Genomic DNA, 24,302 nt, shown 5'->3' with positions numbered 1-24,302 from the left:
ACTTTTGCAAACTTACATAATACTCACCACCTAGCTTGTGTTAAGTCCCACCCTTTACGAGACATCAAACAAACGACATCGGATTTTTAAGCTGTACGCATGAAATTATCGTTTCTGGGGGCGGCCCGGCAGGTAACAGGCAGCATGTACCTGCTGGAACTGGAGGATGATTACCGCATCCTGATTGACTGTGGGTCGGATATGGAGCGACCCAATTCCAACGGTCAGGCTGGGTCACAGGAGACCGCCCCAATTACTCCTCATCTGGGATTTTTTCCGTTTGAGGCTTCAAGCATAAACTTAGTGTTGCTGACCCACGCTCACGTGGACCATTCGGGCAATCTGCCTAACCTCTTTCGGGAAGGTTATGAAGGACAGATTCTTTGTACTGAGCCAACATTTGCACTAACCAATGTACTCCTGAAAGATGCTGCTTCCCTGAACCAAAAGCGGATCAACGACCTGAACGCCAGTAAAAAACAGCGCGTTCGAGATCGTCAGATTCAGATGCAGAAAGACCTGTTTCTGGACAGACAGGTGCGGGAAACAATGGAAAATGTAGTTCCCATTGCGTTTAACCGAAAATTCAGGGTGGCCGATGGAGTGGATGTTACGTTCATTCCGGCGGGCCATTTACTCGGCGCGGCTCACATTGTTATCAATGTGGTTGAAAATGGCGAACGGAAAAGCATCTGTTTTTCGGGCGACATAGGCCGGAAAAACTACCCCCTGCTGGTTGATCCGGAACCCGTTCCAAAGGTTGATTACCTCATCTGTGAAAGTACCTATGGTAATCGGCTGCACGAAAACATGATGTCGCCCGAAGATGCGCTGGCCGATATTATTCAGCGGACCTGTATTGACATTCCCGGACGACTTATCATTCCTTCGTTTAGCGTTGGGCGAACCCAGGCATTACTTTACACGCTGAACCGGCTCTATACCGAACGGGATTTTCCGCCTATCCGGGTATTTTCTGATAGCCCAATGGCCTTTGAGAGTTCTAAAATTTACAATCAGCACATTAAAATGCTGAACCGGGAAGCCCGGGAATTCTACAAAGAGAACGAAGCGTTGTTTGACTTCCAGAACTTTCAGTTCCTGGAGTCGTCGAAAGCCAGCAAGGCAGTATCGAATTATGGCGAACCCTGCATCATTATTTCGTCGTCGGGAATGGTTCAGGGTGGCCGTGTTGAGTACCATGTTGCCGAAAATATCAGCAACCCTTATTCAACAATTCTGATCATTGGCTATTGCGCCGAAGGAACACTCGGATGGCGGTTACTGAACGGCCAGCAAACGCTCAGCATTAAAGGGAAAGACCATCAGGTACTGGCCAATATTGAAAAAATCGACGTATTTAGTGGCCACGGCGATCGGAACGATCTGATAAATTTTGTTGGCATGCAGTCGCCGGAAACACTTAAAAATATTTTCCTTGTCCACGGCGAATACGGAAGCATGGAGTCCTTTAAAGCCACACTCGCTGAAGAAGGGTATCCACAGGTCATTATTCCGAAAAAGGGCGAGAGCTTTGTATTATAAATGATGAACTATAAATTATGAATCATGCGTGATCAATGACGAATATCCCCACGGGTTGGCTGGTATTCATCATTCATTACACATTTTTCATCATTCTATGAGAACATACCTCGATTTTGAAAAGCCTATTGCCGACCTCGAAGCGCGGCTGGAAGAAACCAAACGATTGGCCCAAACCAGTAACGTAGACGTTAGCGAAGCGGTCAATATACTGGAGCAAAGTATCGACAAACTACGTCGGGAAATATTCCAGAATCTTACCCGCTGGCAACGGGTTCAGCTGTCACGTCACCCCGACCGGCCGTATACCCTCGATTACATTTCGCTGATGTGCGATCAGTTTATCGAGCTACACGGCGACCGTACCGTGCGCGATGATCCGGCAATGGTTGGTGGTTTTTGCGAGCTTGGCGACCAGACGGTCATGATTATTGGGCAACAGAAGGGACGGAATACCAAACAGCGGCAACACCGTAACTTTGGTATGCCCAACCCGGAAGGCTACCGGAAGGCGTTGCGGCTCATGAAATTAGCCGAGAAATTTAATAAGCCGATTATTACACTGATCGATACGCCGGGTGCATTTCCGGGTCTCGAAGCCGAGGAGCGTGGACAGGGAGAGGCAATTGCCCGTAACCTTAAAGAAATGTTTATGCTGACCGTGCCGGTTATTTGCATCGTCATTGGCGAAGGAGCATCGGGTGGGGCCTTGGGAATTGCCATTGGCGACCGTGTGCTAATGCTTGAAAATACCTGGTATTCGGTGATCTCTCCCGAAAACTGTTCGACCATACTCTGGCGTAGCTGGGATTTTAAAGAACAGGCCGCCGAAGCGATGAAGCTGACCGCCCGCGATATGGAACTCTACAAATTGGTGGATGGCATTGTCGAAGAGCCGCTTGGAGGGGCTCATAACGATCATCAGGGAATGGCCTATCTGCTCAAAAAAGTCATTCTGGAAGCATTAGCTGAACTAAGTGCCATCGATCCGCACGAGCGAATCAACCAACGCATTGATAAGTTTTGTTCGATGGGCGTTGTCATCGAGTAAAGCTGATCCAATATTGTTCATAAAAGAAGCCGCTGAGTTATGCTTAGCGGCTTCTTTCATTCTATACTATTACTCTTCCAATTTCTATTTTATACGTGAATGATGACAAACCGATACGGTTTTTGACACCGCATCGGCGGCCCGGCGCATCGGCGGCCCGGCTTATAGGTTTAAATTAGCCCAGCACTATCTTTTTTTTACGATTGCTTGCTCCGCTTTTTGTTCCAGCCGTTCTTCATCTTTGATGACTTCTTCCTCCTGTTTTTTGTTCTCACGCTCAAATACGTGGATCAGGACGATGAAATAAGACAACAACAAAGGTCCGACAACCAGGCCCAGAATGCCAAAAATGGGTACACCAAGGACAATTCCAGCCAACGTAATGAGTGGATGGATATCGCCCATGCGTTTGGCCAGCATAATCCGAAGCAGGTTGTCAATATTGATAATAACAATAACGCCAACCAGCAAAATACCGACGCCTTCGCCTGTATCGCCCTGAGACAACTTGATTAAGCCCGCTGGACCCCAGACTAACGGCGTTCCGAGGACAGGAACAAAGGCCATAAAAAATGCCACAACTCCCCAGAAAGGAGCATCCGGTACATTGAAAATCCAAAGTGTAGCCCCCGTTAATACACCTTGTACTAAACACACCAGCAATTGGCCTAATACATTGGCGTTTACGTTATTTTTAAGCGATTCACCCAGTTCCTGCTGGGTGTCGCGTTTGAAGGGCAGGTATTTGCGTAAGCCTTTCAGGAAATCTTCCTGCTGTACGAACATATAGTACAACGTGAAAAACAACACGCCAAGAATAACGATAAAGTCTAAGGCCCCACCTGCCAGAGAGGGCAATAATTTACTGGCGTAACTTGCTGCCTGCTGTGTAATGGAACGGATGTTTTGCGGGCTTGTAATCTGATAACCAGTTAGGTCTTCCGCCTTTTTTACTAAATTCAGAATATCATCCGTATGCTGGCTATAATACTGAATCCGGCCAATCAGCAACAGGCTCAGAGTTAGAAAAGGCAGAATAATGACAACCAGTGAGAAGATAATCAGCAGAGCAGTCACCAGCGAGCGATTCCATTTTCGCTTGACAGTCAGAGCTCTGAACCACGGCTGGAAAACAACGTAAAGAATTCCTGCACCCAGAAACGCTGATACATAGCCACTGAGCCCCACTACGATAAAGCCGCCAATAATAAGCAGGCTAGTAATAAGCAGAACCCGTTGTTGCTGGGGAGTATAGATATTTGTCATAGAGAAATAACGTGCTCGATTTCGCACTTTATTAAAAATACCTTAAAGCCCATCAATTGTTTAACTTGATCAGCATTCAGTTGCGCTCAGAGCCAGTCCAGCTTCGGAAGTCTCTTTGTATTTTGTTGACATATCACGCCCGGTTGCCTTCATCACTTTGATGACCGAGTCGAGCGAAATTTTCTGGAACGAAGCCGCACCGGAAGTCGCCAGCAGATAGGCATTATAGGCTTTGACGGCTCCCATCGCATTGCGTTCGATGCACGGAATCTGAACGTAGCCACCAATGGGGTCGCATGTCATACCAAGGTGATGCTCGATGCCAATTTCGGCGGCCGCTTCAATGGCGCCAATGGTTCCATTCGGTTGAGCACAACGCGTCAGGAATGCAGCCCCCATGGCCGATGCGGTTCCTATTTCGCCCATACAACCCATCTCTGCACCGGAAATGCTGGCGTTATGTTTAACGAGAAAACCAATAGCGGCAGCGGCTAACATACCCGACCGAAGTGTAGCCTTGTCGTAGTGAAAATGATGTTTTGCCAAATAGGTTAGTCCCGGAATAACCCCCGATGCCCCTGAAGTTGGCGCTGTAACAACAATACCTCCCGCTGCATTCTCCTCCGAAGCGGCTAAACAGTAGGCATTCAGGAAGATCAGAAAACTATCCGACGACTGGCTCATACCTTTGGCCTGCTGAAACAGAATGGGCGCTTTTCGACTCAGTTTGATAGATCCGGGCAAGATACCTTTATGACGTAGACCTCGTCGGACGGCTTTGTGCATGAAATCCAGAATCTGGTCGACCCGTTGGTTGATCTCTGCCCGATTACGGCCCGTCAACGCAGCTTCATTGGCCAGCATCAATTCATCCAGTGAAATCTTGTGGGCTATAAGTTGAGCTTTTAGCTCCGTCATTGTTCCATATGGATAAGGCACCGACAAACTGCCAGGCGCTATTTCTGGTTCGCCTTTACGAATAATGAATCCGCCCCCTACCGAATAATATTCTTCCGAAAACAGCGTATCGTCGGCGTCTGCCAGACGAATTACCATGGTGTTGTGGTAGGGTGAGTCGTAACGAACACGCTCAAAATGAATCTGCTGCGGGCCAATAGAAATGGTACGATTGCCAACCGGAATGGCATATACCTGTGCCGGGTCGCGAAGAAGATCGAGAAGTTTATCGGGGTCGGTGGTTTCGGGTTGCCAGCCTAGTAGTCCGGCCACAACGGCGCGGTCGGTGCCGTGGCCTTTGCCCGTTGCGCTGAGTGAGCCATAGAGATGAACATGAATCGCATCGGCCTGTTGCTGTAGATCTGTAGGTAAGTCGGCCAGTCGTTGCCGGAAATCGAATGCGGCTTTCATTGGTCCAATCGTATGCGAACTCGATGGGCCGGGACCAACTTTAAACAGGTCAAATACAGAGGTTGTGATCGGTGCGCTAACCATGTTGATGAAGAATGACGAAGGGACTGGGCAATTGAGTAACTAAAGTAATTGGTAATTGTGGTAACTGGTTCGATGAGTCGTCAAATACCAGTTTACCCGGTTACCGAACATCTAAGCTACGAATTTGCTCCAGATAATTCGTTGGCAGTAAAGCCCGCTGCACCATCGATCGTAGCCCAAGTGAATTCAGAATTTTGTACAGGCCAATGGTATTATTCAGCCACGGGTTTTGAGGTAAGCTGAGCAATGATCGCACTTGTTCAGGCACCAGCACCGCCTGTGCCTGACGCAGCAGATTATAGCGCCAACTGCCTAACTGCTCGCGGTATCGCTGAAAGAGCTTGTCCGTGAAATCGCTCCGGACCAGATCCCGATTAAGGTGAGCCTCCCGATCTGTTCGCCAATCGGCGTAGGTATCCGGCAGTTTCGGCACGTGCATACCCGCACCAACTTCCCGAAAGGTATGAAACAACTCTTCGCGTTCAGAATCGGTGAGCGCTCTGTATAAGGTTTCATAAGCCCGCTCCGAATAATCGATCAGCATATACAGCACATCCCGATACGCCCAATCCGGAATCTGGTAGCCGCGTTTTTGTTCGACGCCACCGTGAATAGCCCCCATGCGGGCAATGGCCTGACGAGCCTGCGTTTCGGGCGCAAAAACGATTTCCTGTGCATAACGAACCGTCGAGAATAGGCGCGCAATGGGATCGGCAGGCAGTTTACCCGTAAAAAACAGCCAGTCTACCGCCCGATTAAGGGCGAACTCGGCAGCCGATCCGGCAAAGACCAGCAGAATAACATCGGCGTCGCCCCAGATTTGCCGAACGATAGAGCCCGGTTTTACAAAAAAAGCCGTTTGACTGTCAGATGGTGAACGATTGATGTACGTCCGGTTGCTACTGCTCATACAACTAAACTAACGTATTTTTTATGGAGTTGAGCGTATAGTTTTCTCGAATATATGGGTCTTTATTGGGTAATTGAGAATAAGTATAGATGGTTTAGTATAAAAGTAATATAGTGTGGTCAGTAACCAGTATAAATGTTACTGACCGATTCAGCACGTTGAGCATCTATAAAAGTTAATGAGAATACCATTTACGATCGCTGTACATCGTTAAACGAAAGAAGGTCAGCCAGGGTAGTTTCCCATTCCAAACTGGTGCTGGAATAGGAAACTGCCCTGGCTGACCTTAGTGTCTGTCTATTTTTTCTTTGCCAGCATTAATTCCTCGTCGGCGCCATCGGTTCTTACCTTCTGAATAATTTTTTCGGCTACCTTCCGGCCCAACTCCAGACCAACTTCATTGTCAGTGCGGAAATGGATGCCCGCCTGGAAGCGGGATTCTGCCCCTTCTTTGGCTTTCTGCTGGAAATACGCGCGTTCTGCCGGAAAGAAATACGAATACAACTCACCCATTATGCTACCAATAGCGGCATGTCCAGAAGGGTATCCTGGGAAAGGTGGCGTAATCAGCAGCGGTGGCTGGTAGGTAGTATCGTACTGATCGGGTCGAATGCCCCAGTAGGCATACTTGGCATCCCAGCAGGCGACAAAGCCATCATAGACACCAATGGCCGCGATGGCATACAATCGCGCGGCACGGGGCGGGTCCAGGTGGAGGTTGTATTCGAATATTTTTTTGTGCAGCAAATCTTCCCAGAAGGGCTGGCTCGCAAAGTTAAACGCATTGGCCATCGAGCGAAAAGTAGGTTTGAAGCTTTTCAGTTCTGCCATATCTTTTGCAAAGTCGGGTGGTGGGCCGGGGCGAAACTGACTACTGCTGTCCAGTACCACAGTTTTGCTAAGACCTGCCAGTGGAGATGCGGGCTTTTTTCCGTTCCAGATGCCCGTTTGTTTCGGCCGCTTTCCGTCCCAGGCCGTTTTAGGCGTAAACCCTTTCGTATAGGCCAATTCTTTTTCGGCAATCTGTTTGCCCAGTTCAAAACCCGCGCGGGTATCGCTGGGAAAGGCAGTGCCAGCCGCAATGCGTGATGCCATGAGCTGCTGCGCCAGCCGAGTAACAGACTCAGCCATAGAAGGATAGAAATGAGTGATGAGCGTCACCGCTACGCCAGCCGCTACCGAATGTTCGCAGGGATAGGAGGGACTATCGGGCTTCGGCCCGTGTACTTTGATCCGACTATCGATTGCAAAAGGGCGAGGTCGTTTATAGGCATATTTCGTATCCCAGGCCACGATCGTAGCATCGTAAGTGGCTACACTGAGCAGCATATTCGCCAGAGCGCCATTGTAGGTGGTATCTGTCATCCATAATCTATACATTAGAGTCTGCCATCGGTAACCGGGTGCTCCTGCATTCCAGTATAGAATCTGTTGCCAGCCAGCAGAATCCAGATCATGCTGTTTAGATAATACCTGGTCCGTTTCCTGCTTGTAGGGAGAAGGGGGAGGTAAGCGGTAGGTCTTGGGTGATGTTATAAACCAGGTTTTCCAATTGCTGGCAGTCGGCTCCATCTGGGCCTGTAGGTGAACGGCTATCATCAGCATAGCCATGAGAATGGGTAGACTCTTTTTCATATCCTGCGAATTTTTAACAAGATTATCGAATAGAGTAAAGCACTGAAAGTGGATGTCAATCAACAACGGGTTATGGTAAACAGACGACCCAATTAGGCCAACTGTTGAAGTAAATAAACAAAACGGGTTGAAAGGTTTGCTTAGTGAATGTTGGTGTGAGGTCAGGTTCTTCAACCTGACCCTGTGGGTAGAGAAACCGCATTCGGCATGAACGGCGAGGTTTTGAGAATCGTACAGCGAGCCACCCTCCTCGTGTCAGTTTTAAGAAACTGACACCACATCTTTACCGGCACCACTGCTTGACAGACTAATTCACGGATCAATGTTGTATTCTATTGACTTTTTTCGGGTTTTTGTAGATTACAAAGCTCATTCTGTTGACAGTAAAACAAAAAAGTAAGATTTGTTGATTTTTATAGCTTATCTAGCAGAATGGAAATAGCAATCGATAGGGAGCGGTTTAAGTTTTTTATCCGGGTTGGGGGTGCTTATTTATTGTTGCAGGTGTTTGTCGATTTAGTAAGCCATCCTGAGACATTTCTAAAACGAGTAGTGAATAATTGCTGGCTAGTTGGCTATCTTATTGTTATTAATTTTCTATTTTATGAGTATGTTTTACCGTTTATAAAATTAACCTGGAAACGAATTATTGCGGCACCATTTATTTTATCTGCTAATCTTTTTTTGTATTCTTTCGGCTTTTATTTCTGGCGGTATATTGGTATTCAATCAGGTATTTATTTTCCGCTGAAAGTATACCCTTCGGCATTGGAAGGTATAAGTAATCACTTTCCATATAGCGCTTTTTCGATCATTTTCTTTGGGATTATTCGGTATTCGTATGATTATAGAAAGCTAAAAGAAGCGGCTCAGCAACTGAGAATTGAAAAACAGGAAGCGGAATTAAATTACCTTAAATCCCAAACCAATCCACATTTTTTATTCAATACGTTAAATAACATCTATTCACTGGCAAGAGATAAGTCCGACCTGGCCCCCGAATCCATTTTGCGGCTGTCGCAAATACTGCGTTTTATGCTCTACGAAACCAGTGGAGCCTATATCCGTATTGAACAGGAACTGAAAATTATGGCTGACTATATTGCCCTTGAAAAGCTGCGGTATGACGAATCTTTATCCGTCGACTTTAAGCATGACATCGATGATATGAGCCAGGCCTTACCGCCCCTTTTACTAATGCCCTTAGTGGAAAATGCGTTCAAACATGGCGTTTCTGAAACCAGAGATCATCCTTTTGTCGATATTCATCTTTCCGTAAATAAGCAGCTACTGGCTTTTTTAGTCCGGAATTCTACAGAAGAATTTTTAGACGAGTTGCCTGTAAAAGAAAACATTGGACTTTCTAACCTCAGACGGCAACTGGAGTTGCTCTATACCGATTTCAACTTATCGGTTCAGCAGGGCGATTCTACATTTACCGCTACGTTAACCATTAATCTTGCAAGCCATGTCTAATATAAAGTGTATTATTATAGAGGACGAGCCTTTAGCCGTAAAAGTTTTATCGGATTATATTCGGCAAATACCATTTCTGGAGCTGAATTCGGTCTTTAAAGATGCGATTCTTGCCATTGATTATTTACGACAAAATTCAATCGATCTGATCTTCCTTGATATTCACCTGCCTACTTTAAAAGGGATGGATTTTTTGAAAACACTGACCAATCCCCCTGCAGTAATTATTACAACGGCCTATCATCAGTACGCTGTAGAAGGATTTGCGTTAAATGTGACGGATTATTTACTGAAGCCCTACGAATTTGAGCGGTTTTTAATAGCTGTCAATAAAGTAAAGGCGGGCAATTTAGATAGATACAAGCCAACCGAAAGTCAGGAGATAAAAGATTTTATTTTTCTAAACGTACAAAAGAAAAAGGTCAGGATTTTATTTTCGGAGATTGTTTATATCGAGAGCCAGCGAGAATATGTCAGGATTGTTACGACGAAAAAAGAGTACATTTCGAAAATGAGTACGCACGAAATTGAAGCACTTTTGCCCGTAAATCTCTTCAAGCGGATTCATCGATCATTTATCGTTTCAATTAGCAAGATTGATTCCTATACAGCTGAGATGGTTGATGTTAATGGGGCCACTATTCCGATTGGAAGAGGCTACCGGGATATTTTGGAAAACCTGTAGCTTTATTAGCGAATTGTTCCCTGCCGAAATAAAGTACCAGATTTCCGGCAGTCATCGAATCGGGCTAAATCAGGTTTTTAGAAAATAGAGTAAATAAACGGGGCCAACGCGGAACCTGTCGTGAATACGGTTAACAAGCCAAGTAGGAGCAGGATAATAAATAGCGGTACTAACCAATACCGCTTGCGTTCCCGCACAAAAAGCCAGAAATCCTTTAAAAACTCCATGAGTAGTTCGTTTTTAATAGACAGTTTACTCAATTGTCATAAACAGGAAATTCGTCTGCTTATTTTCTGAGCGCCTGAATCTGTTTATTTAACTGTAACGCATCGGCATTGTGACTGTCTTGTTGCAAGGTTTTTTTTACATACTTGGCAGCCGCGCTGGCATTCGCAAATTTAAGATAACCAGCGGCCAGTTGATTGCTCAGAATCACATTGTTGGTGTCTTTGGCGTACTGCTTTTTGAGCTCTATCAACTGCTCAACAAACGTCTGTAGTTCGTTTAAGTTGAACGTAGACGTATTGTTGGCTGAGGCATACCTCAGGTAAGGCAAGGCTTCTTCTGGCCGATCCAGCTTCAGGAACGTGATAAACAACTGCTGGGCTTTGTCGAAGGTATTTTCTAATTGAAATGCTTTTTTTAAGTATAGAACCGCCTGCTCGTTCTGATTCAGGGCAGCGCAAAGTTTGCCAGCCTGAGCGTACAGATTTGGGTCGTTTGGATATTCCAGCGATAACGCTTCGGTTACCTGCAGGGTTTTAAGCGGATTTTTCACTTTCACGTAATAAGCAGCCAATTGATTCATGGCATCGCGCCAGGACAATTGCTTAACGACTAAAGCCCCTGCCAACTGTTCCTCAACCGTTTTTGGGCGATTTTCCTCCGGTGGCATTGGTTCATTAAATGGCCAGCCCTCTTTAAGAATCATCATTTCGTAAGCTCCCTGAAGCGAGTCGACAGCCGTAATCGGCATTTGCTGCTTTAACTGCGCGAATGACATTTCCTGACTGCCTTCAGTAGGAATCAGTTTACGCTTTTTCAGGGCCTCATAAAACGCATCGGAAAGCAACGCATAACCGAATAAGTTGGGATGTACATGCTCCAGTAATGTTTCTTTACCCAGAATGCCGCGGGCAGACTGTTTTTCAAAGTAGGCTTTGGTATCAACGATTGTCACATCGGGGTAGCGGGTGGCCAGTTCCCGAATGACCTGATTCATGGCTTCAGGAGCTCGAAAACGCAATAAATCCAGCTCTTTAGCCTGCACATACGCCTTTTTTGCCGTAGTAAAATCCCCTGTTTTATAGGCCTGGCCAGCAAGCTGATATTGCTGTTGAGCCGAGTTGGCCAGATTTCCCGATGCACTGATTAACGGCTTCAGGTCTTTTTCGTTGCTGACCAGATTGCTGATAAAAACGGGAATCTTCTGATTCGATAACAGTTGACACAGATCGTTCAGGTTAGTTTTATACTGCTCGATTCCTTGCTGATAGACCTCCGATTGATAAGGAATCTGTTGGTCGGCGGCCATCCGTTTCATCAGATTTTCGCGCAAATCTGGTTGCTGACCGGATAGTGCTTTCTGAATTCCGGCTAAGGTATGACCAATCAATTGCATGAGCCGAAACTCACGAAGTTTAAGTACAAATCGAACGAGCGATGGATTCCGGGCAATTGAACTCGTTGAGCCAACGCCTAAAGCACCATAGTATTCATTATGACCAGTGTAAATCAACACGGCATCGGGTTGGTAGGCGGCCAGCTCCTGTGCGAAACCGTACACCGTATAAGAGTTTACCGCTGTCAAGGCCAGATTAATGATCTCGAACTCTTTATCGGGAAAGGTATGCGTGAGCCGGTATTGCAGCCAGCGGTGAAATGACCCATTATGCATGTACGGGTAGCCGATCGTTGTTGATTCCCCCAGGACAAAAATCCGCAGTGTTCCGTCGGGTTTGTGTTTGTGAAAGGGCTCAAAATTACCGATGGTAGCATTGTCTGTTTCCGTAAAATACTTTTCTGAAGCATGCTGGTTCATGACCAGAAAGCCCGATTGCTGCGGATCATCGACAAAAAGGCGCAGTTCATGGCCATAGCTGAACAGTCGTAGAACACCTTCCAGTAGGGCCAGAAGCAAAAAAGGTAGCAGCAAAGCAATGCCCTTAAACAACCACAATTGCCTGCTGCTCATTCGTTTGCGATCGGCTAAGGTTTGCGGATTGGATGCTGTCTTCTTCATGAACAATGCGGTTGTAGCGCTAAGGCAGCACTACCGTTTTTGTTTGTTGCTCTGCTCGACCGGCTTCAGAAAAGGAGTGAGTTTGCCTGCCAGTTTTTGATAGCCTTCTGCGTTCGGATGAAGACCGTCGGTGAAAAACGATTCATCAATTTTGCCATCTTCCTTCAGAAAAACAGTTCCTGGATCAGCGAAGGTTACGTTTAATTGTCCCGAAGCCTGTGCAATTCCTTTGTTGAGTTCAAGGATTCGGGCTTCTCCCTGACGACGTGGCAGGATACCAAGCAAGAGTACATCTGCCCCCGGCTGACGGGTTTTGATGGCACTAACCAGAAATTTCAGTCCTTCAATGATTTCCGTATCGGTGCTCAGTTGCAGATTATTTGTGCCGATCATAACAACGACCTGTGCGGCTGAATAGCCATCGAGTTCATCGTGATAGACCCGCCACAGTACATTTTCGATGCGGTCCCAGCCATAGCCAAAATTTTGTGTCCCCAATGGAGCCAGGACGGTATTCCATGAGTCGATTCCCCGGCTGATGGGTGCCTGTGGCTGTCCACCCCAATAGTGCGTGATGGAATTCCCCAGAAAAATAATGCGCGGGGGTTTTGCTTTGGCTAACGATACCATATCCCGGTGTCGGGTTTCCCAATCGTAAATCGCGGCATCCCGAAATTGCGTACAGGGCTTAGTTGTAGTGTATTGGCCAATTGGCTCATTGAGAATCGTACGGATGCTTTTTTCATAGGCATCAGCATAATGTTGCATACCCAGATCGGTCGGGTGCGTACCATCGACCATATCGTCCATTTCCAGATTAAGTGCTGTTTTGGGGAGGAGGTAAATCTGGTTAATTCCTTCAGTTTTCAACTGAGCGAATGCCTGGCGCATCAGTTCATTGGCATCCGTATAGAATTTGCGACGGGTGGCATTCAGTGATCCATCGGTATAGCCTGCGTGTTCCACCAGCAGAACAGGGATTGCCGGGCGTTTTTGCCGAAGCGTTTTTACCGACTCGATGATCCTGTTTTTGATCTCTTCAGGAGCAATACCTACTGAGGCAACCAGATTCGGCAGACAGTCCAGCACGTAGAGTTTGGCATCGATGTCTGGTAGTAACTGGACAACCTCTTTCTCCAGCCGACCATTACCCGAAAACCCCAGATTGATAACCGGCCGGTCAAGCTTTCGGCCCAGAATAGCCGTCCAGGCCATACCCGGTCGCGATGCACAGGCTCCCTGCGCAATCGAGGTGCCATAAACGACGATTGGCTTTTCGATCCGGATTGGTAACGGCGTAAACGAAACACCTTTGGGAACGCCTATTTCCAGCCATTTTACCGAATTGTAAAGGGGCAGATACAGCCGGTATTCACGCCCTTTCTGATGGTATTGATCGTTCGGCTCCAGATTCGTAAACCGATATTCAACCGTATCCTTAAAAGCGTATTTCCCGGTACACCACCGCCAGTCACCATCGCTGTTGAGAGCGTACAAATCCACTCCGCTCACCCCCGTTGCCGGCATGTGTGGTAGGGCATGGGAGCCGCTCACCGCATAGCGCACGACGAGCTGATCGGTACTGGCTTTGAAACGAATCAGCAACCCCGCCCCATTGTGCGACAGATTCCAGACCACATCCCTAACGCTCTTTTCTGCCTGTGCCGGGAGCCGGTCATACGGATTTTTGACATCCTTCGGCCACGCCTGACCTTCAATAACCGGAAATTGATTTTGAGCCGGATTCCACCAGACGTACTCCGTAGGATTTTGCGCAAAAATAATTGGGTGCTGAACACAGGCAAACAGGATAAAAAAGAGCAGTTTTCGGGTCATGGTCAATCGGGAGGCTTGGGTGTCGAATCTGTTGAACACAAAGCGAACGAAAAACGCAAAAGTTGTCAATCGTTGTGTTTTTCGTTCGCTTTGTGTTCAGAACAAATTTGCTGACAAATAACCAAAGCAGCATTAAATGCTGTAGCTACTTTCATTTTTTACGCAGCTTGCAGAAATTTCCAGCCTTACGGTCTGATAATGGTGCCATCCATCTTGCGCACCTGCCAGTTCGACTTGGTGCTGATGGGATACTTGGCGGCCTCCTTCTCGTTGATATCAACCCCCAAACCCGGCACCTCGTTGACCGACATATACCCCTTGTTCATCGTCGGACAACCACTGAACACCGACTGCGTCTTCTCCGAAAACTGCACCGCTTCCTGAATCCCAAAATTCCACACCGCCAGATCGATGTGCGCATGGGCCGCATGACCCACCGGCGAAACATCACCCGGTCCATGCCAGGCCGTGCGGATGTTGAACCATTCCCCCAACCGGGCTACCTTCATGGCGGGGGTGATGCCCCCAATCTGGGAGACGTGAATCCGGATGAAATCGAACCACTGATTCACCATCGGCTCCTTGAACTCGTTGATGTTGTTGAACAATTCACCCATCGCAATGGGCACCGAGGTGGCCTGCCGCAACTGGGCAAACCACTTCATGTTCTCGGGCGAGAAGGGATCTTCGATGAAGAAAGGCCGGTACTCCTCCACCCGCTTGATCATGTTGATGGCATCGATGGGCTGCACCCGCTCGTGGATGTCATGCAAGAGCTCGATCTCATCCCCACACTCCTTACGAACCACCTCAAACATCTTGGGCACCGACTTCAGATACAACCGCTCATTCATGTAGTTGTCGGTTTCGCCCCCGAAGTTGGCTACCTTGAAGTCGGGCTTATCGGCCGTGGCCCCTACAGCTCCATAGCCACCCTGCTGGATGCGGATGTACTTGAAGCCATCGGCCATGAATTTTTTGACGCTGTCGGCGGCTGCTTCGGGAGTATTGCCCCCGGCATGGGTGTAGCAGGGGATAGCGAATCGGACTTTGCCACCCAGGAGCTGGTAGACAGGCATACCGGCTCGTTTTCCTTTGATGTCCCACAGGGCCTGATCGAGTCCGGAGAGGGCATTGTTGAGGACGGGTCCGTTGCGCCAGTAGGAGCTGACATAGGCAGCCTGCCACATATCCTCGATATTATCGACGTCTTTACCGACGCAGAATTCGTTGAGGTAGGTGTTGATGGCGACGATGACGGTGGCCGCCCGCTGGGTGAAGGTAGCGCAGCCGAGTCCATAGAGTCCGGGTTCAGAGGTTTCGACCTTAACGACGATGAGGTTGGAGCCTTGTGGGGCGGTGGCGATGGCTTTGACGGATTTGATTTTAACGGGTGCTGCCCCTAGGGCGTATCGGGGGGTAGTTTGTTGTTCTCTGGCCTGGGCAGTGGGGAGTCCGCCGAACAGGCTGAGGAGTCCGGCGGAGGAGCCCATACCCAGCATTTTCAGGGCATCACGACGACTTTGTTCTGGTTGATTCTCGTGCAATTCACGGGCTGTATTCATGGAAAGATGGCTTGAAGGATTAATAAATTCGTTTGTTATTCTGGTAAAGACATGGTTAAGGAAGGGCAAACGCGATGTATGAACCACCCGGTTTGTGGCCGTTTTTGACCCCTCCGGCGGCAATAACGACATACTGCTTACCATCGACCTGATAGGTAATGGGCGTGGCAAATCCACCCGCCGGAAGCTGGTATTCCCAGACAACTTTTCCCGTTTTGCGGTCGAAAGCCCGAATTCGTTCGTCGTAGGTAGCCGCGATAAAGACCAGGCCACCTGCCGTAACGATTGGTCCGCCATAATTTTCAGTACCCGTTAGTGGAATTCCCTTTTTGGTCAATTCCGGAAATTCGCCGAGCGGGACCCGCCACAGATACTCTCCTGTGTTGAGGTTAATCGCATTGAGCGTTCCCCAGGGCGGTTTTACGGCCGGATAGCCATCGGGGTCGAAGAAGCGTGTATAACCATTGTTGATATAAGGAGGTATGTACGGAAATTCAGATTTTTCGGCAACCGCTGTCGGGGCCGCAGCTGAATGGTGATCGCCCGTTTCGCTGGTTTTTGATTCGGTATTGAGCAGAAAGCGGACCAGCGTGCTACGGTCCTGATCGGAAATGTGCTCGAACGAGGGCATCCGGCCCCGACCTGATTTCAGAATGGCCTGAATATCCTGTCCCGACAACCGATTGCCAACATCAACTAAACTAGGGTAAGCCTGTCCACTGCCTTTCCGGTCAATTCCATGACAGGCCGCACAGTTGGCTTGATACAAGGCATTCCCTTTTGTCTTTAATTCAGCCGTTCGGGCGGCCATGTCCATCATCTTCAGATCCCAGACCATCTCGTTGGCATTCTGATAAAGAATACCATCCGGATCAGCCGCATTGCCGCCCCATTCGGCTCCACCACCAATGCCAAATAGTAACGTGCCTTCCAGACTGGGTGGCATAAACTTATTACCAGAGCGCGTTTTCTGGAATCGTTCTTTCACGAAGGCATGGGCTTCGGGCGTACGGTCGGTAATGTCGGCTTCGGTAAATAACTGCCGGGAAAAGGGGGCCGGTTTCAACGGAAATTTCTGTTTAGGCCAGGGTTGTTCGCCCGGAAGACCAGACGTTGGAACAGCCCGTTCCTCAACCGGGAAGAGCGATTCGCCCGTGTCGCGGTCGAGCACATAAATCAATCCATCTTTGGTGCTCTGGGCAACGGCATCGACCATCCGGCCATTATGCTTCACGGTAACCAGATTGGGTTGACAGGGCAAATCTCGGTCCCACAAATCATGCTGAACCGTTTGGTAGTACCATTTCAATTTGCCTGTTTCGGCATTCAGGGCAAGGATACAGTCAGAATACAGATTTTGCCCTGCCCGGCTGCCACCGTAGAAGTCAACCGCTGGCGAACCCGTTCCGAAGTAGACCATGCCGCGTTTTTCATCGAGCACCATGCCCGCCCAGTTATTGGCTCCGCCTATTTTTTTATAGGCATCTTTAGGCCATGTTTCGTAACCCGTTTCACCGGGCTGAGGAACCGTGTGGAAGATCCAGCGCATTGTTCCCGTACGAACATCGAACGCCCGTACATGACCTGGTGCAGCATCACCGTATTCGGAAACGGCTGAGCCAATGATCAACAGATCGTTGTAAATCGTTCCGGGACTGGTTGCTGAAACAGATAGTTTTTTAATATCGATTTTGGGATCGGCGATCAGGCCCTCCCGTAAATCGACCTCTCCGTTTTTGCCAAACTGAGCAACGGGTTCACCCGTAAGCGCATTGATGGCGAAGAGGGTAGGGCCAGCCGAATAAAGAATGCGCTTGTCGTTGCCATCTTCCCAATACATAATGCCCCGATTGGGGTTAAAGCGGGCCTGCCTGTCCTTAAATGGATCAAACAGCCAGCGTTGTTTGCCCGTATTGGCCTCTACCGCAAATAATTTTAGCTTCGGTGATGTGCCGTACAGAATACCGTTCACGACGATGGGCTGACACTGAATCTCGGGTTGGCGACCGGTTTTGCTATCGGTGGCTGCCGCATCGTAGGTCCAGGCTACTTTGAGGTTTTTGACATTGCTGAGATTGATCTGATTGAGGGGTGAGTAGCGGTTTCCGGCTTTATTCCCGCCGTAGTTGGGCCAATTTGAATTGCCCGGCTGATCGATGCTGGCTCCGTCACGAGTTGGATGAACGGCGGCAAAGAGCAGGCACAACAAGCCGATCGATCCAAGTGTTGTCGTATAGTTCATGGACTCCTGAAGAAAATGACGTTGTTTTAAGGCTACTTCGAAGCGGCTTGTGGAAAGGTATAGTAGTCGTAGGTGATTTTCCAGGTGAATTCCTTACCCGGCTCGGCCTTTATCCGGACATACGGTTCGGGGCAGACAACTGTCGCTATCGACCAGAAGGCTAATTGAGCAATGGGTTGATCGCTGGTGATGTGCACACCCGCGCCGGTTTTTCGGTTTTCGATCCGGATGTCGTAATCCTTTGCTGTATCGCCAAAGCCGGTCAGGTAGCAGTGAGTACTTTCGCCTTTGGTGAGTTCCCGAAGGTAGGCGACCTGGTTATTCCGGGTCTCAAATAACGTTCCCAGCCCTCGGGCTTTTTCGTTCGTTTGCAAGTTGAACGGAAAGGTTACCGAAAAATCTGGCCCGGTCGGCTGGTTATCGATTACGTAGAAGTTGTGATCGTAGACCGTTGTTTCAATCGGTTTACGGCCTGTGTTCTTCAGCGAATGTTCGAGTACTAACGTCGATTTTCGGCGAAGCAGTTTCAGCGTCTTCCGATAGAGATACGAATAACCCGCAGCATCGGTCAGTTCATGGATGAATTCAACTTCATCGGCCTTTTTCTTTACGGACCAGTTGCCCGGATTGACGAGTGGGTAGGGAGTAGCAAACCGATACGGTGAATCGGCCGACTTCCGAAGTGAACCGACTCCGATTTTCAGAAAGTCGTCTCCGGGTTTGGCTTCTTCATAACCGATCGGCGTAAACTCTTCGACCGGCCCGCTAATAGCATCGTGCAATTTTGGATCATATTTCTCGAACCATTGCCCAAAATAACTATGTCCGTTGCAGGTTAAGCTGGCAACAACACCCGACCAGTCGAACCGAACGCCCTGATAATAGCCCTGGGTGGAATCTGGCAGGTAAATTTTCGCCTGAATTACCCCATTGGACATGTCCGTTTGCGGAAACGGAGGCAAAAAAATAGCACTGGCCATGCCGACTAGCATGCCAAGGACAATAAATACCTGTTTCATGAGATCGCTGCGAGAAATTGGTAGAGCCAGTGAATGGGGAGTTGAATGGTGTCGGACGCTTTCGCCCGACACCACCGTATCCTGCTGCTTAATAGCCCGCGTTTTGCTTTATATTAACGTTGGACGTGATCTCATTGATCGGAATGGGTTGCGCGTAGTCGGTAGCATCCCACTGAATGGTTCCACCCCGAACCCGCTGATAATAAGCCGCTTCTTTATCGCCGATTTTCCATCGGCAGACGTCGAACCACCAGTGACCCTCGCCAAATAGTTCGGCCCATCGCTCGTATTTGAGTGGGTCATTTTTTAGCACGGCATCGGGAGCACTGGTCTGATCGGCCAGGCTTTTGTAATCAACGGCCGATGGCGTATTGACGGCATACCCGTAAGCTCGTCGCTTGACTTTATTGATGTATTCCAGCGCAGTTGCGTTGTCGCCACTATGGGTCAGCGTTTCGGCATAAAGCAAGTAAACATCAGCCAGGCGTAGCCAGAGAATATTGTCGCCATTCGCCATGTTCACTTCACCTTCCGCACCGCCCAGGTAAATGTATTTCCGGAAACTCCAGGCTTCCATATCGATTTCTGAAATATCCAGATAGTGAGAGATAGGCTTTTTAACCCCACTGATAATCATCGAATCGACATAGGGCTGCAAACAGGCGACCCATAAGCGGGGATCTACTGTTTTGTTGGTTCGGGCGGCTACAGAACGCGTGATGTAAGATTTATCGACATTCGCTATGTTCGCTGTAGCGGTTCCGGCCGGGAAATAGTGCCCCAGATTAAAGCCAAAACGGGCAATGTTTTTGGCATGTGGAAAGACGTTCGACCAGGCCGATGCCGCCTGTGCGCCATTGGGACCAACATAGGTTGGGGCAATCACCATGCCGATACTGGAGCCCATCGAGCGATCGTCTGTACCCCGATAGGTCATGTCGACGTTTAGATTGAGTTCGATCAGCGATTCGGAATTGAACTCGTTTTGCCCATTGAACATCGTTTTGTAGGTATCGAATGAAACCAGTGATTTGCCACTATTGGTTACGACATCACTGAGGTATGTTTTCGCATTCGCCCAGTCCTGAACATACACATAGACCTTACCCAGAAAGGCTTTAACACCCCATTCGCCCATTTTGTATTTATCGGTAGCGCCTGTCCAGCTCTTTCCTTTCAATAGCGTTTCGGCGGCTTTCAGGTCACTGATAATGAAGTCCCAGCACTGTTTCACTGTCGAGCGGCTTATTTGGGTTTCGGGCAGGCTCGTAGCCGTTTTTGAAACAAGCGGTACGCCCTGTTTATCTCCGCCCTGCCCATCAACGATAAAGCTTTCGCCCCATAAGGAAGTCAGGTAGAAATAATACCAGGCTCTCAGATACAGCGTTTGCCCCTTTATCAGATTCACCGCAGCCGCATCGGAGGCCGCTGCTTTGGGCGCGTAGGCTTCAACACCGGCCAGTAGCGTATTGCAACGCTGGATTCCCCGCCATAGATCCTGCCAGGTGCCTTGCAGAAAGCTGTCATTGACCTGCGAATTATTCTGCGCCAGTTGAATCCAGGTCGTTGTTCCCTGCCAGCTTAAATCCGTCGTATGATCCCAGAGGTAGGTATTTTTGGCCAGCATGTTATGCCCGAATATACTGGGTGCATGCTGTGTGGCGTAAGCACCTGCCAGGAGCTGTTCCAGATCGGCAACCGAATTTGGATAACTGGCCGTGGAAATGGCGCCAGGATTGTCTACGTTAACGAAATCCTCTTTACAGGATGCCATACTCAGGAGTAAGACAAAGAGGGAAAATTTAGCTACTATCTTCATGATGGACGATCTTTTTTGAATCACGTAATTCCGTGAAAAGTGGTTAGAAATTGACATCGACGCCTACGGAAACAAGTGAGGTACGAGGATAAGAGTAAATCGTATCGATGCCCCGTCCGGTGGTGGCTGCATTAGAACCACTACTACGCCCCAGTACTTCCGGGTCAAGCCCTGAATACTTGGTGAAGGTCAGCAGGTTTTGCCCCTGCACATACACCCGGAGCCCTGACATTTTCCACTGTTTCATCAGCGAAGCCGGTAGAGTATAGCCAATCTGAACATTACGCAGTTTGAGGAAAGCTCCGTTTTCGACAGCAAAATCCGAGATCCGGGTGTAGTTGGCATTGGGGTCACGGACGTAGTTTCCGGACGGATCCGTATAGCCTACCCGAGGCAGGTTGGTGAGTCCGTTGCCGTTGAAAAAGGAGGTGTTGAAAATGTCCCTGGTCGTGTTGTAATCACCCACAAAAATCGACGTATAGTATTTGTTGGCATTGAAAACATCGACCCCGGCAATTCCCTGAAACAAGGCCGAAAAATCCAGCCCTTTCCAGCCCATACTGAGCGTAAAACCGTACGTCATTTTCGGCCACGGATTACCAATGAAGGTTTTATCGGCGGTGGTAATTTTTCCGTCTCCGTTTATGTCTTTGAATTTCAGATCACCCGCCCCTGTAGCAGCGGCCTGGTAGTAAACCCCAGCTGCCGTTCCACCGGCAGAAGCAGCCGCTTCCTGCGCCTTTTGGTTCAGAGCGGCTACCTCAGCATCACTCTGGAAAATTCCATCCGTTTTATAGCCGTAAAACTGTCCCAGCGGCTGACCGGCCTGCGTGCGGGAAACCACACTCTCCAGATAATCACCGGCCGGGCCGTCGTTAATTGGATTGTTGTTCGTGCCGTCCAGTTTTTTTACCAGGTTGCTGTTAAACGCGGCATTGGCGGTAATGCCATAGGTGAAGTCGCCCTTTTTGCCCCGGTAATCGATAGCCAGTTCAAGACCTTTGTTACTCATCTGACCGATGTTGGTGTAAACTGTCGAGCTGCCAAAACCGGTAGACATAGGCACAGGAACCTGATAAATCATATCGTTAGTCTGGCGACTGTACCAATCGACGGTGATATTCAGGGCATTTTTCAACAGGCCAATATCCAGACCGATGTCGGTTTGAAGCACAGATTCCCATTTGATATCCTGATTGGCCAACTGAGCAGTCAGGGCGTATCCCTTAAAACGGGAGCCATCGGGCAGACCCATGCTGGTAATGGCATTCGTGCCGCCGTATGAGTTCTGGTAGGTATACTGAGGAATGCTACTGGTACTTCCCAGTTTTCCGTAGCTGGCACGAAGTTTTAAGTTCGAAACGTAGCTCAGATTCTCCTGAATAAACGCTTCTTCGTTTAGTTTCCAGCCAATGGAGGCCGAGGGGAAAACGCCGAATTTGTTGGCGGGGCCGAATCGGTCAGAACCATCCCGGCGAACCGTAGCCGTCAGCAGATATTTGTTGGCGTAGGTGTAATTGACCCGTCCAAACTGGGACAGCAAACGAGTCTGGGGGAATTCACCACCGCTGGCTACGTAGCTGCTGGGATTAGAGGTCAGACCCAGGTTATATGTAACGTAGGGAAAGCTCTGAGCCTCACCATGCAACGAACTCAGGTCTGATTTGTAGGCTTCGTATCCGGCCAGTATTTTGAAATCGTTCTGACCAATCGTTTTGCCGTAGGTCAGCACAAAGTTGGCCGTTAGGTTCCGCTGATTATTGACGTCGCGACTCAGGAATGCATTATGATTCGCCACTGTGCCGTAGTCGTAGGCCTCCGTGAATTTGTAATTCTTTACGTTATAGATCGAGGCACCAAATGTGGAGCGAAGGCTGAGCCCGCTAAGAATTTCCCATTCAGCATAGATATTACCTTCCAGTGCGTATTGTTCATTCAGCATGTGGTTCTGGTATTCCTGTCCGACGAGATTGGGCCCGGTAAAAAACGTACCGGTTTTGGCCCAGCCACCATAGGCTGAGTTGGTAGGATCATAAATGGGAACAACAGGCGCTGAACGGAACGGAAACGTGCTTGTTTGAACCGGGTTATTTCCTGTTTTCCAGGCATACAGGGTTTCGCCAACCTTCAATTTTTTATTGATCTTGAAATCTGCATTGGAACGAAGCCCATACCGATCAAACCAGTTGTCGATCAGGGTTCCTCCTTCGCGCTGGTAGTTAGCCGACAAATAGTAATTGGTTTTGGCCGTAGCTCCAGATAAGGAGAGCGAATAGCTCTGGTCGGAGCCGTTCGTATACAGATCTTTCACCCAGTCGTTATCGGGCAAAGTAGTTGGATCGCCCCAGCCGGTGGTACTCACGCCGAACGCTTTCTTGGCCGTAATGTAGTCGGCCGTGTTCAGCATTTTATACAGGTTTCGGGGTTGCCGAACGCCGTAATAGGCATTGAAATTGATTTTCATTCGGTCGGTACCGCTCCCCCGCTTGGTGGTTACCAGTACGACCCCGCCAGCTGCCTGAGCCCCATAAATGGCGGCAGCACTGGCATCTTTCAGAATCTCAATCGATTCGACATCCTGTAAGTTGAAGTTATTGCCGGCCGACATACGAATCCCATCCACGATATAGAGGGGAGACATACCACCAATGGAGCCCACGCCCCGGATGACAATGTCGGAGCTAGCCCCTGGCGACCCGTCGTTCCGGGTTACCTGAACACCCGCAGCCCGACCTTGCAGGGCTTCGTTTATACTCCGAACCGGCAGGTTTTTTACATCTTCCGCTTTTACGGAGGAGATGGAACCCGTTAAATCTGACCGTTTTTGTGTGCCGTAACCAACGACGACGACCTCGCTAAGGTTTTTGGTGTCGGTGGCCAGTCTGACAGTTACGGCCGTCTGATTTCCTACCGTAACCTCCTGCGACAGGTACCCAACAAAACTAAAAACCAGAACATCGTCGCCAGTGAGTAGCGTCATCCGAAACTGGCCCGTGGCATCCGTGGTTGTACCGCGCTGGGTTCCTTTTACAACCACACTTACACCTGGTAAGCCGACGCCAGCTTCATCAGTAACCGTTCCTGATAGGGAACGATCATTGAAAGCCTCATCGTTTGTTCGAGTGGACTCTTCGGGCGCTTTTGGGGCTGCTGGTTCCTGATTCAGGATAATCTGCCGCCCTTTAACGTAATACGTGACCTCGAGCGGTTTTAGTAACTGATCGAGAATTTCACCCAATCGCTGGTTGGTAGCGTTTAGTGAAACGTGACTATTCAACTGCTTAAGAGCTGATCGGTAGGCAAAACGTACGTCGGCCTGGCGTCCCAATTGATTGAGCACAGATTTCATCGTCAGGTTATCGGCGCGGAGTGTAATGCGCTGATCCATGACTTGCTGTGCCTCAACCGGGCGGGCCGCAGCCAGACCGGCTACCATAGCCGCTATTAGTAACTGATAGACAGTAAATTTCATAAGTCTACGCAACAGGCTAAGCGGTTGTCGAAGTTCTTTCATACTTTTGCTTGTTTTTTGGCTATTTGAATTTTGGAATGGACAAAG

General features: G+C 48.8%; 16 protein-coding genes. 4 read left to right on the top strand and 12 right to left on the bottom strand.

The window, feature by feature from the left end; all coding sequences use genetic code 11:
• Positions 1-99 precede the first annotated feature (99 nt).
• Both GJR95_RS15785 and GJR95_RS15780 read left to right on the top strand, forming a co-directional pair.
• Positions 100-1,545, top strand: a complete 1,446-nt coding sequence (locus GJR95_RS15785; protein ID WP_162386790.1) for an MBL fold metallo-hydrolase RNA specificity domain-containing protein — start codon at positions 100-102, stop codon at positions 1,543-1,545.
• Between the two features lie 97 nt (positions 1,546-1,642).
• Positions 1,643-2,596, top strand: coding sequence for an acetyl-CoA carboxylase carboxyltransferase subunit alpha (locus GJR95_RS15780; protein WP_162386789.1), 954 nt, complete (start codon positions 1,643-1,645; stop codon positions 2,594-2,596).
• Positions 2,597-2,782: 186 nt separating this feature from the next.
• On the opposite strand, the gene GJR95_RS15775 is transcribed toward GJR95_RS15780, so the two are convergent.
• The 4 genes from GJR95_RS15775 to GJR95_RS15760 form a co-directional block, all read right to left on the bottom strand.
• Positions 2,783-3,862, bottom strand: a complete 1,080-nt coding sequence (locus GJR95_RS15775) for an AI-2E family transporter (RefSeq protein ID WP_162386788.1) — start codon at positions 3,860-3,862, stop codon at positions 2,783-2,785.
• Positions 3,863-3,931: 69 nt separating this feature from the next.
• Positions 3,932-5,314, bottom strand: coding sequence for an L-serine ammonia-lyase (locus GJR95_RS15770; protein WP_162386787.1), 1,383 nt, complete (start codon positions 5,312-5,314; stop codon positions 3,932-3,934).
• A 100-nt stretch (positions 5,315-5,414) separates the two neighbouring features.
• Entirely contained in the window at positions 5,415-6,224 is an 810-nt protein-coding gene (locus GJR95_RS15765) for an oxygenase MpaB family protein (RefSeq protein ID WP_162386786.1), read from the bottom strand.
• 297 nt (positions 6,225-6,521) lie between these two features.
• Entirely contained in the window at positions 6,522-7,859 is a 1,338-nt protein-coding gene (locus tag GJR95_RS15760) for a phosphatase PAP2 family protein (RefSeq protein ID WP_162386785.1), read from the bottom strand.
• Positions 7,860-8,291: 432 nt separating this feature from the next.
• Here GJR95_RS15760 and GJR95_RS15755 point away from each other — a divergent pair, with 432 nt between their 5' ends.
• Both GJR95_RS15755 and GJR95_RS15750 read left to right on the top strand, forming a co-directional pair.
• Positions 8,292-9,335, top strand: coding sequence for a sensor histidine kinase (locus GJR95_RS15755; RefSeq protein WP_162386784.1), 1,044 nt, complete (start codon positions 8,292-8,294; stop codon positions 9,333-9,335).
• A complete protein-coding gene (locus GJR95_RS15750; RefSeq protein WP_162386783.1) occupies positions 9,328-10,020 on the top strand; it encodes a LytR/AlgR family response regulator transcription factor in 693 nt (230 codons plus the stop codon). Before GJR95_RS15755 ends, GJR95_RS15750 begins: the two co-directional genes overlap by 8 nt.
• A gap of 77 nt (positions 10,021-10,097) precedes the next feature.
• Here GJR95_RS15750 and GJR95_RS41690 read toward each other — a convergent pair whose 3' ends face one another.
• The 8 genes from GJR95_RS41690 to GJR95_RS15715 all read right to left on the bottom strand — a co-directional run bounded on the left by GJR95_RS41690 (position 10,098) and on the right by GJR95_RS15715 (position 24,257).
• On the bottom strand, positions 10,098-10,247 hold the full coding sequence (locus GJR95_RS41690; protein ID WP_174260207.1) for a DUF5989 family protein: 150 nt from the start codon (positions 10,245-10,247) through the stop codon (positions 10,098-10,100).
• 59 nt (positions 10,248-10,306) lie between these two features.
• Positions 10,307-12,262: a GDSL-type esterase/lipase family protein gene (locus GJR95_RS15745; RefSeq protein WP_232541198.1), complete on the bottom strand. Its 1,956-nt coding sequence runs from the start codon at positions 12,260-12,262 to the stop codon at positions 10,307-10,309.
• 30 nt (positions 12,263-12,292) lie between these two features.
• On the bottom strand, positions 12,293-14,098 hold the full coding sequence (locus GJR95_RS15740; protein WP_162386782.1) for an SGNH/GDSL hydrolase family protein: 1,806 nt from the start codon (positions 14,096-14,098) through the stop codon (positions 12,293-12,295).
• 185 nt (positions 14,099-14,283) lie between these two features.
• The gene (locus GJR95_RS15735; protein WP_174260267.1) at positions 14,284-15,600 is read right to left on the bottom strand and encodes an enolase C-terminal domain-like protein; all 1,317 of its coding nucleotides are present in this window, start codon (positions 15,598-15,600) and stop codon (positions 14,284-14,286) included.
• 118 nt (positions 15,601-15,718) lie between these two features.
• Entirely contained in the window at positions 15,719-17,905 is a 2,187-nt protein-coding gene (locus tag GJR95_RS15730; RefSeq protein ID WP_162386780.1) for an outer membrane protein assembly factor BamB family protein, read from the bottom strand.
• 32 nt (positions 17,906-17,937) lie between these two features.
• On the bottom strand, positions 17,938-18,924 hold the full coding sequence (locus GJR95_RS15725) for a hypothetical protein (protein WP_162386779.1): 987 nt from the start codon (positions 18,922-18,924) through the stop codon (positions 17,938-17,940).
• A gap of 88 nt (positions 18,925-19,012) precedes the next feature.
• On the bottom strand, positions 19,013-20,743 hold the full coding sequence (locus tag GJR95_RS15720) for a RagB/SusD family nutrient uptake outer membrane protein (protein ID WP_162386778.1): 1,731 nt from the start codon (positions 20,741-20,743) through the stop codon (positions 19,013-19,015).
• 43 nt (positions 20,744-20,786) lie between these two features.
• Positions 20,787-24,257 carry a TonB-dependent receptor gene (locus GJR95_RS15715; RefSeq protein WP_162386777.1) on the bottom strand — a complete coding sequence of 1,157 codons (3,471 nt, stop codon included), beginning with the start codon at positions 24,255-24,257 and terminating at the stop codon, positions 20,787-20,789.
• Between the last annotated feature and the right edge of the window lie 45 nt (positions 24,258-24,302).

This window comes from Spirosoma endbachense, from assembly GCF_010233585.1.
Lineage (GTDB): Bacteria > Bacteroidota > Bacteroidia > Cytophagales > Spirosomataceae > Spirosoma > Spirosoma endbachense.
Note: the sequence above shows the minus strand (reverse complement) of the source record. Positions and strands in the feature narration are given on the sequence as shown.